Here is a 15,599-nt window from a genome sequence, read left to right as displayed (position 1 = left end):
CATGGTGGCACCGCCGCCCCAGATCGTCGTCGATTCCGGCCCCCAGGCCCCGGCGGTGGCACTCCAGGATGTGCTTGTGCTTTCAGGCGACGTTCCGATGGGCAGCCCGATCCAAAACAGCATCGCCTGGCAATCCTGGCCCGCCGACGGCGTCAACGCGAATTTCATCACCCGCACCGCCGAGCCCGAGGCGCTGGACAAGCTGAAGAGTTCCGTTGCCCGTGTGGCGATGTATGCCGGAGAACCGCTGCGGCGGTCCAAGCTGATCGGCGAGGGCCAGAGCTTCATGTCGTCGATCCTGCCTTCCGGCATGCGGGCGGTCGCCACGGCCATCTCGGCCGATACGTCGGCCGGCGGCTTCATTCTTCCCAATGATTTCGTCGACGTCATCATGACCCGCAGGGCCGATGCCGCCAGCGGCGCCGCCGGCTTCAACACCGAGACCATCCTCAAGAACATCCGCGTCCTGGCCATCGACCAGACCATTCAGGAGGACGAGGAAGGCAAGAAGACCAGGGTGGGCCAGACTGCCACGTTGGAACTGACGCCCAAGCAGGCGGAGATCATCACCGTCGCCCAGCAGATGGCGGATCGCCTGACCCTGGCGTTGCGGGCGGTCGCGGACACGCAGGAAAAAAATCTGGGTGAGGCCGACTATCTCGTTTCCGGCAATGGCCGCAGGGGAACGGTGAGGCTGATCAAGTCGGGCGAAGTTTCCGAAGTGGGGGCAAGGAAATGAAGCTAAGCGGTAAACTGCCGGCAATTGTAGCCGCGGCATTCGGCCTGCTGCTCGTCGGAACGAATGTGCAAGGCAGCGTCGTCGAGGCAAAGAACGCGCAGGTCACGGCATCGACGGCCACCCAGCGCGTCAAGCTAGGCCTCAACAAGTCGGTGGTCATCGACCTGCCGAGCGATGCCTACGACATTCTCGTCGCCAACCCGGCGGTTGCCGATGCGGTGACCCGCACCGCGCGGCGCATCTATCTGTTCGGCAAGGCGGTCGGCGAGACGAACATATTTGTCTTCGGCCCCAATGGCGAGCAGATCGTCAGTCTGGACCTTGCCGTCGAACGCGACGTTGCCGGCCTTGAGGATTATATCAGGCGCTTCCTGCCGACGTCGGCCGTCAAGGTGGAACTGCTAAACGATAACGTCGTTCTCACAGGAACCGTGGACACCCCGCTGGATGCCAAGCGTGCCGAACAGTTGGCGAACATGTTCGTGTCGGGTGGTGAGGCAACGACGGGACAATATTCGCAGACCGCGGCCGGCGGTTCGGCCCAGAGCGGTGTCGACATCAACAATCCGGACCAGGAGCGCCGCACCAGCCAGATCGTCAACCTGATCCAGATCATTGGCGATGACCAGGTGACGCTGAAGGTGACGGTCGCCGAAGTCAGCCGCTCGGTGATGAAGCAGCTCGGCGTCAACATGGTTGGCAGCGGCGGCAGCAACGGCATTAGTTACGGCGCAATCAGCGACAACTTCACGGGTCTCGGCAAACAGCTGTCGAATTCCGGCTTTCAAATCGGCGCTTCAGGACTGCAGGCTTATGTAAACGCCATGGAGCAGTCCGGGGTGATGAAGACCTTGGCCGAGCCGACCTTGACGGCTGTGTCGGGCGAGAAGGCAACCTTCAAAGTGGGCGGTGAATACAATATGGTCACGGGTGTCTCGGCAAATGTATCGCAAGACAACCAGACCGGCCTGAAGACCTACAGCGTCGAAAAGATCGAGTACGGCATCGGCCTGGAATTCCAGCCGGTTGTGTTGTCTCCCGGCCGCATAAGTTTGAAAGTCAGGACGTCGGTTTCCGAGCCGACAACCGAGGGATCCGTATCGTTCTCCTCAGGCGTGACGAGTCCCGGAATGAATGCCCTGTCGCTGCGCAAGCGCCTTGCCGACACAACGGTGGAATTGCCATCCGGTGGCTCCATGATGATCGCCGGCCTGGTTCGCGACGACGTCAGGCAAGCCGTCAACGGATTGCCTGGACTGACAAAGATCCCGGTGCTTGGCGCGCTCTTCCGTAGCAGGGATTTCGTGCGAAACGAGACCGAGCTCGTCATCATCATCACGCCCTATCTGGTGAAGCCGGTGGCGCGCAACGACCTTGCCAAGCCGGACGACAATTTCAACGCCGCCAGCGATGGCGCCGGCATGTTCCTTGGCCGCGTCAATCGCGTCTACGGCACCATGCAGACCGACAAGCCCAATGGCCGCTACCACGGCGTTGTCGGCTTCATCTACAAGTAAGCGGGGAAGCGGACATGTCTCAGTCAGCATTGAAGGCAAGCACCATCGCCGCAACGACCCGTCTCGGCCGTTCACGGGTCTGCCGGCGAGCCGTTCCTGTCCTGGCGGTTGCGGTGGCGGCGCTGCTGGCCGGCTGCGCCCAGCGCGACAGCATCACGGTCGGCGCCATCCCGGACGATTACCGCACCAACCATCCGATCGTCATCGCCGAGAAGAACCAGAAGATCGACCTGCCTGTCGGCGCCGGTGACCGCGGCATGACCGGCTCCCAGCGCGATACGCTTCTTGGCTTCCTGGATGGCTATGACAGAAGTGCCGCCCCGACGCTGACGATCCAGGTCCCGAGCGGATCGGCCAACGAGGTCGCGGCGACCACGGCGGCCCGCGATTTCGCCCGGCTGGCGGTTGCCAGCGGCATCAAGCGCAACCGGATTGTCGTGACTTCCTATCAGTCCGCTTCCGCCGAAGCCTCGGCCCCGATTCGCGTTGCTTATATCTCGGTGAAAGCCCAGACCGACAAATGCGGACGCTGGCCAGCCGACCTCGTCGACACGTCGGAAAACAAGCACTATGCCGATTTCGGTTGCTCTTATCAGAACAATCTTGCCGCCCAGATGGCTAACCCATCTGACCTGCTCGGCCCGCGTAAATCTGCCAATATTGATCCGGCAAATCGTAGCCAAGCCATCGATGTTTACCAAAAGAGAGGTATCTCGGACGAGTTCCTCGGCAATTCGGAAGTGACGTACTGAGCCGCCAGTCTCGGATAGAACAGGCCACGGGAAAGAGCATGACGATGAGCAACCTTGCCTACGACGCCCCGGTGGACGGCAGCGATACCTCGCAGCAGGACATCGCCGCGATGCAGGCGTTGCGGCCGATCCCGCGCATCTCGATCCAGGCATTCTGCGAGACCGAGGGTGTTGCCAACCCGGTCGAGCGCGCCGGCGAGGACCGTCGCATGACGAAGGCGCATCTCAAGGTCCACATGGGCGGTGTTCCCACTGCCATCGAATTCTACCAATCGGCGCCGACGCCCAATCTGATCCTGCTGGAATCGCGCAGCGAGCCCAAGCAATTGCTGGAACAACTCGCCCAGCTTTCGGAATATTGCGATCCGACGTCGAAGGTGGTGGTGATCGGCCACTACAATGATGTCGGCCTCTACCGGGAACTCATCCGCAACGGCATTTCCGAATATGTGATCGCTCCGGTCTCGATGGCCGACATCGTCAGCGTGGTGTCGTCGATTTTCATCGATCCGGAAGCCGAGCCGCTCGGCCGCTCGATCGCCTTCGTCGGCGCCAAGGGCGGTGTCGGCTCCTCGACGATCGCCCACAATGTGGCTTGGGCGATGTCCTCCCTGTTCAAATCCGAAGTGGTCGTCGCTGATCTCGATCTGGCTTTCGGCACCGCCAACATCAATTTCGACCAGGATCCGGCGCAAGGCATCGCCGAGGCGGTGTTTTCACCGGAACGCATCGATGAAGTCTATCTCGACCGGCTGCTGACCCAGTGCGCCGAGCATCTGTCGCTGCTGGCGGCGCCTTCGACGCTCGAACGGGTCTATGATTTCGATCCCGAGGCCTTCGCGCAGCTCATCGACACCGCCCAGCGCAGCGTGCCGCTTCTGGTGCTCGACGTCCCCCATGCCTGGACGGGCTGGACCAAGAACACACTGGTCAAGGCCGACGAGGTCGTCATCACCGCGACACCGGAACTTGCCAATCTGCGCAACACCAAGAACCTCATCGACATGCTCAAGCGGCTTCGTCCCAATGATCCGCCGCCCAAGCTGATCATCAACCAGGCCGGCGTCCCGAAGCGCCCGGAGATTTCGCCGTCCGATTTCGCCGAGCCGCTCGGTCTGTCGCCAATGTCGGTCATTGCTTTTGATCCGTTGCTGTTCGGCAATGCCGCCAACAATGGACGCATGCTTGGCGAAATGGATGCCAAGAACCCGGTCGTCGCGATGATCAACGAAATGGCGCATGTGCTGACCGGGCGCAGCGAAATCAAGATCAGGAAGAAGGCCGGGCTCGGCAGCCTGCTCGGCAAGCTCTCGCGCAACAAGAAGTGACGCTTCAGCAGTGGAATCGGTAGTCGATCATGTTTGGTAAAAGAGGCAGCGACGACGGCAACCGGTTCACGCCGGAATTTCGCCAGCCAGCACCGGCGCCTGTTGCGCCGGCGGCTGCAGGTTCCGTGGACACGGCGGTTCTGACACGGCCCGCGGCGCCAAGCGCGCCTGTCGCGCCGCCGGCGCGCCGTGCGGTCGAGGCACCGCCATTGGCGCCTGAGCCGAAGCGGGCACAGCGCGAAAAAAGCGAAACCTATTACGATACCAAGAGCCAGGTCTTCTCCGCACTCATCGACACCATAGATCTGTCGCAGCTTTCCAAGCTTGATCCTGAAAGTGCGCGCGAGGAAATCCGCGATATCGTCAACGACATCATCGCGATCAAGAACTTCGCAATGACGATCGCCGAGCAGGAAGAGCTGCTCGAGGACATCTGCAACGACGTGCTCGGCTATGGGCCGCTCGAGCCGCTGCTCGCCCGCGACGACATCGCCGACATCATGGTCAACGGCTCCAGGAACGTCTACATCGAGGTCAACGGCAAGGTCGAACAGACCGGCATCCGCTTTCGTGACAACCAGCAGCTCCTCAACATCTGCCAACGCATCGTCAGCCAGGTTGGCCGCCGCGTCGACGAATCCAGCCCGATCTGCGACGCGCGCCTCCCCGATGGCTCGCGCGTCAACGTCATCGCGCCGCCGCTCTCCATCGACGGCGCCACGCTCACCATCCGCAAATTCAAGAAGGACAAGCTGACGCTCGACCAACTTGTCAAGTTCGGCGCCATCTCGCCGCAGGGCGCCGAAGTTCTCAAGATCATCAGCCGTGTTCGCTGCAACATCGTGATCTCGGGCGGTACCGGTTCGGGCAAGACCACGCTGCTCAATTGCCTGACCAACTATATCGACCGCGAGGAGCGCGTCATCACCTGCGAAGACTCGGCCGAGCTGCAATTGCAGCAGCCGCATGTGGTGCGCCTCGAAACCCGCCCGCCCAATCTGGAGGGCGAGGGTGAGGTGACGATGCGCGACCTGGTCAAGAACTGCCTGCGCATGCGGCCCGAGCGCATCATCGTCGGCGAAGTGCGCGGACCCGAAGTGTTCGATCTTCTGCAGGCGATGAACACCGGCCATGACGGCTCGATGGGAACGATCCACTCGAACAGCCCGCGCGAATGCCTGAACCGCATTGAATCCATGATTGCCATGGGTGGTTATTCGCTGCCGCAGAAGACAGTGCGCGAAATCGTCGTCGGCTCCATCGACGTGATCATCCAGGCAGCGCGCCTGCGCGACGGATCGCGCCGCATCACCCACATCACCGAGGTGATCGGGATGGAAGGCGACGTTATCATCACGCAGGATATCGTCCTCTACAACATCAAGGGTGAGGACGCCAACGGCCGGCTGTTGGGTGAGCACGTATCGACCGGCATCGGCCGTCCGCATTTCTGGGAGCGTGCACGCTATTACGGCGAGGAGCAGCGTCTCGCCATTGCGCTCGAGGCGATGGAGAAACGCGCTGACTGACGTCTGCTGGGGTGTAAGGGTTCGGGCCAATGTTTGGAATTGACGGCACAGTACTGGCGTTTGTCGTGCTCGCCGGCTTCAGCGCCGGCGCCGTCGCTTATGCATTTCTGTTCACCCGGATCAGCAACGAGAAACAGGTCGGCAAGCGGCTCGAAACAATCAGGACCGCCGAGACGGATCGCTCCGTCGTCAAGGCCTCGCGCGACCGCGTGGCGGAAGCCGCCAAGCGGCGCAAATCGGTTCAGGATTCTCTCAACGAACTCGACGCCAAGCAGAAAACCAAGGACAGCCGCGTCAAGAAGCCGCCGCTGAAAGCCCAGCTTCGTCAGGCCGGCCTCAAGACCACCATCGAGCGTTTCTATATATATTCCGCAATATGCGGCATCGTTTTGACGATGGCCGCTTTCGTGGCCGGAGCCCCGCTGATCGCCTTGCCGGGCGTGCTGCTGGCCGGGGGGCTGGGCCTGCCGCGCTGGTTCGTCACGTTTCGCCGCGCCCGCCGGGTCAAGGCATTCCTCAACGAATTTCCAAACGCGCTCGACATCATCGTGCGCGCGGTCAAATCCGGCCTGCCGCTGAACGATGCCGTGCGCCTGATCGCCAACGAATCGCCCGAACCCGTGAAGACCGAGTTTCGCCGCATCGTCGATTCACAGCAGATGGGCCTCTCTATCCCCGACGCGACCTTGCGCATGCCCGAAACCATGCCTTGCACCGAGGCAAGCTTCTTCGGCATCGTTATCCAGATTCAATCGCAAGCCGGCGGCAATCTCTCCGAGGCGCTGGGCAATCTTTCGCGCGTGCTTCGCGATCGCAAGAAGATGAAAGCCAAGGTCGCGGCGCTGTCGATGGAAGCGAAGGCATCCGCCGCGATCATCGGTGCGCTGCCCTTCATCGTCGCCTTTCTCGTCTACCTGTCGAGCCCGGCCTACCTGATGCCGCTGTTCAACACCAGCGTCGGAAACCTGATCCTTGGTTGCTCTGCGGTCTGGATGTCGATCGGCATCCTGGTGATGCGCAAGATGATGAACTTCGAAGTCTAGGATGCTGGCATGACCGAGCAAGTCATCAAGACCCTGACGGATCCGAGCTTCCTGATCGCGATGCTGGTCGCGATAGCGGTGTTTGCGACCGTCTTCACCTTGCTGCCGGCGTTTGGCGGAAACCAGCTCAAGTCACGCATGAAATCCGTTGCGCTGGAGCGCGACGAACTGCGTGCGCAACAGCGCGCCCGGCTTGCGGTCGAGGCCGACCGCCGTCGCAAGGGCTTGCGTGAGGAACAGTCGATCGGCATGCGCAACATCGTCGACCGGCTGGATCTGAGACGCGCGCTCGCCGATGAAGGCACCTTGCAGAAACTCAAGGTGGCCGGTTTTCGTGGACAGAATCCGCTGACGCGGTTTCTTTTCTTTCGTCTCGTGCTTCCTTTTGTCGGTTTCGCGCTGGCCGCAATCTACATCTTCGTGCTCGGAGGACTGCCCGACAAGCCATTGGTCATCAGGCTGTTCGTCTGCATCCTCGTTGCTTACGGCGGCTTCTACGCGCCGGTCATCTACGTCAACAACCGCGCCACCAAGCGCAAGCAGTCGATCCAGATGGCATGGCCGGATGGGCTCGATCTGATGCTGATCTGCGTCGAATCGGGCATGTCGGTGGAAGCAGCATTGCGCAAGGTCGCCGACGAGATCGGCGCGCAATCGGTGGCGCTGGCGGAAGAGTTCATCCTCACCAATGCCGAGCTTTCCTATCTGCCGGAGCGCAAGCAGGCCTACGAGAACCTGGCAAGCCGCACCGGCCTGGATTCGGTCAAGTCGGTGTCGCAGGCGCTCGTCCAGGCCGAGCGTTACGGCACGCCGGTGGCGCATGCACTGCGCGTGCTTGCCGCCGAAAGCCGCGACATGCGCATGAATGCGGCCGAGAAGAAGGCGGCCGCCCTGCCGCCAAAACTTACCGTGCCGATGATCCTATTTTTCCTGCCGGTGCTTTTCGCCATCATCCTGGGTCCCGCCGGCATTCAGGTCAGCCAACGCGGTATCTTCGGCGATCATGCGGCGCCGGCAACAAACGCCCAGTAGCGGCAAGGCAAATTCCTGCAGTACACTTCAAACGAAGAGGCCGCGCTGCATGCAGCGCGGCCTCTTCGTTGGGGCATCGGAATTGTGGTCTCAGTTGGTTGCGGATTTCGGCTTGTCCTGGTCCTTGAGCTGGCTCCAGGCGTTCTGTTGGGCCAGCATCTGCCTGAGATAGGCGACATTTGCCTGCGCCTGTTCGGGCGACAGTTCCTGTGAGGCGATCTTCTCGGCCTCGTCGAACCGGCCTTGCAGGCCGACGACCAGCGCCAGGTTCTGGCGGACCCGGCTGTCCGCATTCGGCTGTTGCGCGGCCGAGCGCATATAGGTTTCGGCGGTGCGCAGATCACCTTCCAGCACATACGACATGCCAAGATTGGAGAGCACGGAAGGCTCGTTCGGCTTGAGGTCGAGCGCCTTGCGGTAAAGCTGGCGCGCATCGTCCTTCTGGCCGGTCTGGTCGAGAATGGCCGCTTCCGCCGACACCAGCCTCCAGTCGGGATATTCCGGTGTCTGAGCGCGGCGCACGGCGTCGAGCGCCGCCTCGAACTGGCCATTGGCGGCCAGCGCCTTGCCATAGGAGGCGAGCACGTCACGATCCTTGGGCAAAGCGATGGCGAGTTTGCGCATCACGGCCAGCGACTGGTCGGCATCGCCATCCATCTGCAACGCCGCCGCATAGTTCGTCGCTATCCGCTTGTCGTTGGGGTTCTTCGCGTAGGATTGGCCAAGTGCGCCGGTGGCATTGTGCAGTTCGCCGGCCGACATGCTTTCAAGCGGTTTGCCGCTGGTGCGTGCGATAGAGCCGGTGGAGAGCTTGTCGGTTCCGCAACCGGCGACGCCCGCCGTCAGCGCCAGCACAAGAGCCATGGTGATGAGCCGTTTTCCCCTGATATTGATCCTGCGGTTGGTCGGCATGGCACCCTAAGCCTCCATTCATGCGCGGCCATTGCGTGGCCGTCTTCCCTCTCGCAGAAATATTCTGTTAACCCTAACGGACGGTTAAGAACGGCGACTCACACGGAGAACATCGCATGCCTGTCGAACTCGTCGGGAAGACATTGCCGGGCGCGTTGCCGGTCCATCTGGTCGCCAGGGACGGTCTGGACGCGGCCGGTCTTGCGCCGGCCGCCATCGCCTGGGCCAGGGCCAACGGCTTTTCCGGCGAGGCAGGCAGGACACTGGTCGTGCCCGGCGAAAACGGGGCGCTCGGCGGCGCCTTGTTCGGTATCGGCGATGGCGAAGGCGCGCTTGCCCTCGGCGCATTGTCGAAAGCCTTGCCGGAAGGCGACTGGCATTTCGCCTTGGCGCCGGCCGAGGCCGAACTCGCGGCGATCGCGCTGCTGCTCGGCGGTTATGTCTTTACCCGCTACGGCAAGAAGCCAGGCAGGGCGCTGCGCTTCGGCCTGCCGGCCGACGTCGATGCCGGGCGCGTTCGCCGCATTGTCGATGGCGTCTTCCTGACACGCGATCTGGTCAACACGCCGACCAGCGATATGGGTCCGGAAGATTTGGAGCAGGCGGTGCGGACCCTGGCCGCCAGGCACAAGGCCGAAGTCTCGGTGATCAAGGGTGACGATCTCCTCGACCGGAACTTCCCGATGATCCATGCGGTCGGCCGTGCGTCGACCAGCGCACCGCGCTTGATCGACATGCGATGGGGGCAGCAAGACGCACCGAAGGTGACGCTGGTCGGCAAGGGCGTCTGCTTCGACACGGGCGGCCTCGACATCAAGCCATCGTCCGGCATGCTGCTGATGAAGAAGGACATGGGCGGTGCCGCCAATGTCCTTGGCCTCGCCTCGATGATCATGGCTGCCGGGCTGAATGCGCGGCTGCGCGTGCTCATTCCCGCGGTGGAAAATTCGATTGCCGGCAACGCCTTCCGGCCTGGCGACGTGCTGATGAGCCGCAAGGGCATCACTGTCGAGATCGGCAACACGGATGCCGAGGGACGGCTGGTGCTGGCCGACGCGCTGGCGCTGGCCGACGAGGAGGAGCCGCAGCTTCTGGTTGACATGGCGACGCTGACCGGGGCTGCCCGTGTCGCGCTCGGCCCCGATCTGCCACCGTTCTACACCGGCGACGAAACGCTGGCATCCGATCTGGCGGAGGCTTCCGTCGCGACGGAGGATCCGCTGTGGCGCATGCCGCTGTGGCGGCCCTACGATGCAAAACTGTCGTCGAAGATCGCCGACATCAACAATGTCACCACGGACGGTTTCGCCGGCTCGATCACAGCGGCGTTGTTCCTGAAGCGCTTTGTCGAAAAAACCGCGGGCTGGGCGCATTTCGACATCTTCGCCTGGAATCCGGCTGATCGTCCGCATGGCCCCGCCGGCGGCGAGGCACAGGGCATCCGCGCGCTGGAGCGGATCATCGCGAAACGCTATGGCTGACAGTCGCAGGCGAAAGACGGCAATCGCTTTGACTGAAACGGAACCGAAACAATTTGCCGTCATGCTGGCGCGATGTCGATTGCGATGCGCCCGAGCCAGGCCTTGCGACTGTGGCAGCAGGTGATGCTGTCGCAGGTGCGCGACGACGCGCCCGATCTGACCATGCGCCAGACGGCGATCCTGTTCACCATCTATCTCGATCCGCCGCCGCACACCGTGCGCGGGCTCGCCGCCCGGCTCAATGTGACCAAGCCGGTGATCACCCGCGCCCTTGACACGATGGGCGCTTTGAAACTCGTCTCGCGCCATCGCGACGAGCTCGACAAGCGCAATGTTCTGATCAGGCGCACGGTCGAGGGCGCGCTCTTTGTCGAGCGCTTCGGCGATGGTATCATCGCCAAGGCGCTCGAACTGCCGATGTGAGCGAATTTACCTTTCAACAGAGTGCTCGATTTGACTGCCAGGGATGCCCGCCTTCACGCTTTTCGCTCCGACCTTGCCGATGCACGGCTGAAGGGTGAGGTCGCCGCTGACCGCTTCGTCGCCGGCCGGCCGGCGCGGATCATCGCGTCAGTAGCCGATATGCGCAAGGCGCCGCGGCCGGATGCCGGCGTCAACACGCAAGCCCTGTTCGGCGACGATGTCCTGGTCTTCGATGTCGCTGAAGGCTGGGCCTGGGTCCAGGCCGAACGCGACGGCTATGTCGGCTATGTCGCCGACACGATGCTGGGCAAACGGGACCATATGCCGACGCACATCGTCTGCGTGCCGCGCACCTTCCTCTATCCCGCGCCGGATCTGCGCTTTCCGATCGCCGGACAATTGTCGATGGGATCGACGGTGACAGTGACGGAGGCGGCCGAGACGCGCGGTACGCACTATGCGGTCCTGCCGTCTGGCGAGGCGCTGATCGCAGGTCACCTGCGGCCGCTCAGTGAAGCTGCCTCCGACTATGTCGCGGTTGCCGAGGCGTTTCTAGGAACACCTTATCTCTGGGGCGGTACTTCCGGTTTCGGCATCGACTGTTCGGGGCTGGTGCAACTGGCGATGCGTATGGCCGGCAGAGACGTGCTGCGCGATTCCGACATGCAGGCTGCGGCCCTTGGCGAGCCGCTGGAACCGGGACCTGATTTCTCCGGCTTGCGACGCGGCGATCTGGTGTTCTGGAAGGGCCATGTCGCCGTCATGACCGATGCCGACACGATGATCCACGCCAACGGTCACACCATGCTGGTGTCGAGCGAAGGCCTGAAGGATGCGGTTGACCGCATCGGTTATCTCTATGGTGGCCCGACAGGGTTCAGGAGGCCGTAGCCCTTCTTCCTTCGCCCCGTTCACGGGGAGAAGGTGCCCGAGGGCGGATGAGGGACAGCGCCAGCATTGAGAGGTTCGCGCCGCCCCCCACCTGCCTGCCGGCATCCTCTCCCCGTAGACGGGGCGAGGAAAGCTCACCTCGATCACCTTTTGTTCCGATTTTCCTTGGCGTTCGCGCGCCGTCGCGCTACCTCTGGCGGGTGACAGTTGAGCCGCGCCTTGCCGAACAGAATGCCGCCGTGGCCCTGCCCGAACCATTCCTCAGATGGTTTGGCGAGAAAGGCTGGTCGCCGCGCGCCCATCAGATCGAACTTCTGGCGAAGGCCCAGGCCGGTCAGTCGGTACTGCTGATCGCGCCGACCGGTGCCGGCAAGACGCTGGCCGGCTTCCTGCCTTCGCTGACCGAACTGGCCAACCGGCCAAAGAGAAAGCCGGGCCAGGCGCAGCGCGGTATCCACACGCTCTACATCTCGCCGTTGAAGGCGCTTGCCGTCGATATCGAGCGTAATCTCGGCAAACCGGTGGAAGAGATCGGGCTGCCCGTCACCATCGAGACGCGCACCGGCGACACGCCGGCGCACAAGCGCCAGCGCCAGAAACTGGTGCCGCCCGATATCCTGCTGACCACGCCCGAACAACTGGCGCTGCTGATTGCGGCCGGCGATGCCAGACGCTTCTTCGAAGATCTGCGCTACGTCGTGCTCGACGAACTGCATTCGCTGGTGACATCGAAACGCGGGCATCTGCTGGCGCTCGGCCTGGCACGGTTGCGCAGCTTTGTCCCTGGTCTGCAAACCATCGGGCTATCGGCGACGGTGGCCGAACCGGACGAGTTGCGGCGCTGGCTGGTCAGCCAGAATCCACCCAAGGGTTCGACAGGCCATGACATGGCCGAACTGATCGTCGTCACCGGGGGTGCGAAACCGGAGATTTCCATCCTCGACTCCGAAGAGCGCGTGCCATGGGCAGGACATTCTGCGCGCTACGCCACGCCGGAAATCTATCGCGAGATCAAACGCCACAAGACGACACTGCTGTTCGTCAACACCCGCAGCCAGGCGGAACTGCTTTTCCAGGAGTTGTGGCGGGTCAACGAGGACACCCTGCCGATCGCGCTGCATCACGGCTCGCTCGACGTCGCCCAGCGCCGGCGCGTCGAGAAGGCGATGGGCGAAAACGCGCTGCGCGCCATCGTCGCCACCTCGACGCTCGATCTCGGCATCGACTGGGGCGATGTCGATCTGGTCGTGCATGTCGGCGCGCCAAAGGGGGCGAGCCGGCTGGCACAGCGCATCGGCCGTGCCAACCACCGCATGGACGAGCCGTCCAAGGCGATCCTCATCCCCGCCAACCGCTTTGAGGTGCTGGAATGCCGGGCCGCCCTCGACGCCAACTATCTAGGCGCGCAGGACACGCCTCCGTTGATCAATGGCGGGCTCGATGTGCTGGCCCAGCATGTGCTCGGCTGCGCCTGCGGCGCGCCGTTCCGTGCCGATGACCTGTACGAGGAGGTGCGAACGGCAGCACCCTATGTCAGCCTCGACCGGCCGACATTCGACCGCGTCATCGATTTCGTTGCCACCGGCGGCTATGCGCTCAAGAATTACGAACGCTACGCCCGCATCCGTTTGAACAAGGACGGGTTGTGGCGGGTGTCCAATCCGCGCGTCGCCCAGCAATACAGGCTGAATGTCGGCACCATCATCGAGGTGCCGGCGCTGAATGTTCGATATGTGCAGGCCGGCAGCAAAGGCGCGGCTTCGCGTGGCGGCCGGGTCCTCGGCAAAATCGAGGAGGCCTTCCTCGAAACGTTGACGCATGGCGACACGTTCATGTTCGCCGGCAAGGTGCTGCGCTTCGAGGGCATCCGCGAGAATGAATGCTTCGTGTCGAACGCGCCGGGCAGCGATGCCAAGGTGCCCTATTATGGAGGCGGCAAGTTTCCGCTTTCGACCTATCTCGCCGAACAGGTCCGCATCATGCTCGATGACCCGCAGCGATGGAAAAAGCTGCCCGAGCAGGTCGCCGACTGGCTGCGCTTCCAGGCCGACAAATCGGTGCTGCCCAAGCGCGACGACCTGCTGATCGAGACCTTTCCACGCGGCAATCGCCATTATCTGGTGGCTTACCCGTTCGAGGGCAGGCTGGCGCACCAGACGCTCGGCATGCTGCTCACCCGCCGCCTCGACAGGGCAGGAGCCAGGCCGCTCGGCTTCGTCGCCACCGACTATGCCTTAGCGATATGGTCACTGGGCGACATGGGCGCGATGTTCAAAGCCGGGAAGCCTTCGCTGAGCGCACTTTTCGACCAGGACATGCTGGGCGACGACCTCGAAGCCTGGCTGGCCGACAGCTGGCTTCTCAAGCGCACCTTCCGCAACTGCGCGCTGATTTCCGGATTGATCGAGAAACGCCACCCTGGCCAGGAGAAGAGCGGCCGCCAGGTCACGGTCTCGACCGACCTGATCTATGATGTGCTGCGCAGCCATGAACCGGACCACATCCTGCTGCAGGCCACGCGCGCCGATGCGGCGGCCGGCCTGCTCGATGTCAGCAGACTTGCCGACATGCTCTCGCGCATCCAGGGTCGAATCGTGCATAAGGCACTCGAACAGATATCGCCGCTCGCCGTGCCGATCATGCTCGAGATCGGCAAGATGCCGGTGAACGGCGAAGCCGATGAGACATTGCTGATGGATGCGGCGACGCTGGTCGCAGAGGCCATGGGGCCGGAGATGGTCGAGGAATGAATTTTTCGCTGGCGCGCACATCGCTGATCGCCGAGGCCGATCTTGTCGGCATATCAGGCGAACGCGCCGTCTGCGACCCGCGCGGCGTGCTTTATTTTCCGGATCTGCGGCTTCTGGCCGTGTCCGATCTGCATCTGGAAAAGGGTTCGTCGCTGGCACGCCGCGGCACGCTGATCCCGCCCTACGACACCGGCGCGACCTTGCTGCGATTGCAGGCCGTCATCGCTGACTACCAGCCGTCTATCGTCATCAGCCTGGGCGACAGCTTTCACGATGGCGGTGGCGCCCAGCGCATGCATGCAAGCTTCCGCGAGCGGCTGGAGGCGTTGATATCAGGCCGGCAATGGTTCTGGGTCGCCGGCAATCATGACCCGGAAGCACCCGCCGACCTGCCTGGCGAGACGGTGCGTGAACTTGCTATAGGCTCGCTGCTGTTCCGGCATGAGCCGTCGAAGCAGCGTGTCGAAGGCGAAATAGCGGGCCATCTGCATCCCTGCGCCCGCATCGTCCAGCAGGGCCGCTCGGTGCGGCGGCGCTGCTTTGCCGGCGACGGAGGCCGCATGATCATGCCGGCCTTCGGCGCCTATACAGGCTCGCTCAACGTGCTCGACCGCGCCTATGCCGGGCTGTTCCGGCTGGACACGCTGATGGCTTATATGCTGGGCGCCCAACGCATCTTTGCCATTTCCGGCTCGATGCTGCGGCCGGGCTAAACAGCCCTACCTGCCGTAATAGAGCGTAACCGTGTGCTTCGCCTCTGCAAAGAACAGCCAGCTCGCGACCAGCATGCCGGCGAACTGGATTACAGCAGCGAGTACCGACAGCAACGCTGCCGGCGGCCAGGGCAGGGCGAACACAATGGCGAGCAGCCCCAAGGGCAACGCGAAAGCCAGAAGCTGCGTGATCTGGCGCAGCCGCGCGCCATGCTTGCGCGCGATGCGGAAACCCATTTCCTTGAGCAGGTAATTCTCTTCGGTATGCGGCCATTCCAGCGACCGCACTGTACCGCCGGCCAACCCGGTCGCGGTGTTGGCGGTGGTCGGGATCTCCAGCCGGTCATTGTAGCGCCAGGTCGCCAGCTTCCAGCCCCAGCCGGTCAAGGTCAGCAGCAGGCAAGCAGCCAGCTGCACCTTCGAACCAAGCGCAAAGCCCTGCAGCAGCGCGTTCAGCAGCACGCTGCCGGTCATTGCCGAGAAGATGAC

General features: G+C 62.9%; 13 protein-coding genes and 1 pseudogene. 12 read left to right on the top strand and 2 right to left on the bottom strand.

Annotation, left to right across the window (positions count from 1 at the left end):
• The 7 genes from cpaB to EN914_RS05010 all read left to right on the top strand — a co-directional run.
• The coding region (gene cpaB / locus EN914_RS05040) for a Flp pilus assembly protein CpaB (RefSeq protein ID WP_127389017.1) at window positions 1–739 on the top strand (739 nt) is incomplete at its 5' end.
• Window positions 736–2,256: a type II and III secretion system protein family protein gene (locus EN914_RS05035; protein WP_024503188.1), complete on the top strand. Its 1,521-nt coding sequence runs from the start codon at window positions 736–738 to the stop codon at window positions 2,254–2,256. The genes cpaB and EN914_RS05035, both read left to right, overlap by 4 nt.
• 14 nt (window positions 2,257–2,270) lie before the next feature.
• Window positions 2,271–3,008, top strand: coding sequence for a CpaD family pilus assembly protein (locus EN914_RS05030; RefSeq protein ID WP_024503187.1), 738 nt, complete (start codon window positions 2,271–2,273; stop codon window positions 3,006–3,008).
• 38 nt (window positions 3,009–3,046) lie between these two features.
• Complete coding sequence (locus tag EN914_RS05025) at window positions 3,047–4,336, top strand: CpaE family protein (RefSeq protein ID WP_032808351.1); 1,290 nt, start codon at window positions 3,047–3,049, stop codon at window positions 4,334–4,336.
• A 29-nt stretch (window positions 4,337–4,365) separates the two neighbouring features.
• Window positions 4,366–5,865: a CpaF family protein gene (locus tag EN914_RS05020; protein WP_024503185.1), complete on the top strand. Its 1,500-nt coding sequence runs from the start codon at window positions 4,366–4,368 to the stop codon at window positions 5,863–5,865.
• Between the two features lie 29 nt (window positions 5,866–5,894).
• Entirely contained in the window at window positions 5,895–6,908 is a 1,014-nt protein-coding gene (locus EN914_RS05015; RefSeq protein ID WP_013533679.1) for a type II secretion system F family protein, read from the top strand.
• Between the two features lie 9 nt (window positions 6,909–6,917).
• Window positions 6,918–7,940: a type II secretion system F family protein gene (locus EN914_RS05010; RefSeq protein WP_013533678.1), complete on the top strand. Its 1,023-nt coding sequence runs from the start codon at window positions 6,918–6,920 to the stop codon at window positions 7,938–7,940.
• Window positions 7,941–8,030: 90 nt separating this feature from the next.
• Here the strand turns inward: EN914_RS05010 and EN914_RS05005 are convergent, their stop codons facing one another.
• Window positions 8,031–8,852, bottom strand: coding sequence for a tetratricopeptide repeat protein (locus EN914_RS05005; protein WP_013533677.1), 822 nt, complete (start codon window positions 8,850–8,852; stop codon window positions 8,031–8,033).
• 116 nt (window positions 8,853–8,968) lie between these two features.
• Here EN914_RS05005 and EN914_RS05000 point away from each other — a divergent pair, with 116 nt between their 5' ends.
• The 5 genes from EN914_RS05000 (at window position 8,969) to pdeM (ending at window position 15,110) form a co-directional block, all read left to right on the top strand.
• On the top strand, window positions 8,969–10,333 hold the full coding sequence (locus EN914_RS05000) for a M17 family metallopeptidase (RefSeq protein ID WP_024503184.1): 1,365 nt from the start codon (window positions 8,969–8,971) through the stop codon (window positions 10,331–10,333).
• A 72-nt stretch (window positions 10,334–10,405) separates the two neighbouring features.
• On the top strand, window positions 10,406–10,756 hold the full coding sequence (locus tag EN914_RS04995) for a MarR family winged helix-turn-helix transcriptional regulator (protein ID WP_013533675.1): 351 nt from the start codon (window positions 10,406–10,408) through the stop codon (window positions 10,754–10,756).
• A gap of 30 nt (window positions 10,757–10,786) precedes the next feature.
• Window positions 10,787–11,647 carry an NlpC/P60 family protein gene (locus EN914_RS04990; protein WP_024503183.1) on the top strand — a complete coding sequence of 287 codons (861 nt, stop codon included), beginning with the start codon at window positions 10,787–10,789 and terminating at the stop codon, window positions 11,645–11,647.
• 200 nt (window positions 11,648–11,847) lie between these two features.
• A complete protein-coding gene (locus EN914_RS04985; RefSeq protein ID WP_024503182.1) occupies window positions 11,848–14,397 on the top strand; it encodes a ligase-associated DNA damage response DEXH box helicase in 2,550 nt (849 codons plus the stop codon).
• Complete coding sequence (pdeM, locus tag EN914_RS04980; RefSeq protein ID WP_013533672.1) at window positions 14,394–15,110, top strand: ligase-associated DNA damage response endonuclease PdeM; 717 nt, start codon at window positions 14,394–14,396, stop codon at window positions 15,108–15,110. Before EN914_RS04985 ends, pdeM begins: the two co-directional genes overlap by 4 nt.
• 6 nt (window positions 15,111–15,116) lie before the next feature.
• On the opposite strand, the pseudogene EN914_RS04975 reads toward pdeM, so the two are convergent.
• Window positions 15,117–15,599, bottom strand: a pseudogene (locus EN914_RS04975) (dimethyl sulfoxide reductase anchor subunit); the annotation flags it as partial.

Source organism: Mesorhizobium sp. M7A.F.Ca.CA.001.08.2.1 (assembly GCF_003998455.1).
GTDB classification, from domain to species: domain Bacteria; phylum Pseudomonadota; class Alphaproteobacteria; order Rhizobiales; family Rhizobiaceae; genus Mesorhizobium; species Mesorhizobium ciceri.
Note: the sequence above shows the minus strand (reverse complement) of the source record. Positions and strands in the feature narration are given on the sequence as shown.

Bases quoted from the DNA above. Each gene is read 5' to 3' on its own strand.
- EN914_RS05035 (WP_024503188.1), top strand. From the start codon at position 736: ATGAAGCTAAGCGGTAAACTGCCGGCAATTGTAGCCGCGGCATTCGGC.
- EN914_RS05010 (WP_013533678.1), top strand. From the start codon at position 6,918: ATGACCGAGCAAGTCATCAAGACCCTGACGGATCCGAGCTTCCTGATC.
- EN914_RS05005 (WP_013533677.1), bottom strand. From the start codon at position 8,852: ATGCCGACCAACCGCAGGATCAATATCAGGGGAAAACGGCTCATCACC.
- pdeM (WP_013533672.1), top strand. From the start codon at position 14,394: ATGAATTTTTCGCTGGCGCGCACATCGCTGATCGCCGAGGCCGATCTT.
- EN914_RS05015 (WP_013533679.1), top strand. From the start codon at position 5,895: ATGTTTGGAATTGACGGCACAGTACTGGCGTTTGTCGTGCTCGCCGGC.
- EN914_RS05025 (WP_032808351.1), top strand. From the start codon at position 3,047: ATGACGATGAGCAACCTTGCCTACGACGCCCCGGTGGACGGCAGCGAT.
- EN914_RS05000 (WP_024503184.1), top strand. From the start codon at position 8,969: ATGCCTGTCGAACTCGTCGGGAAGACATTGCCGGGCGCGTTGCCGGTC.
- EN914_RS04995 (WP_013533675.1), top strand. From the start codon at position 10,406: ATGTCGATTGCGATGCGCCCGAGCCAGGCCTTGCGACTGTGGCAGCAG.
- EN914_RS05020 (WP_024503185.1), top strand. From the start codon at position 4,366: ATGTTTGGTAAAAGAGGCAGCGACGACGGCAACCGGTTCACGCCGGAA.
- EN914_RS05030 (WP_024503187.1), top strand. From the start codon at position 2,271: ATGTCTCAGTCAGCATTGAAGGCAAGCACCATCGCCGCAACGACCCGT.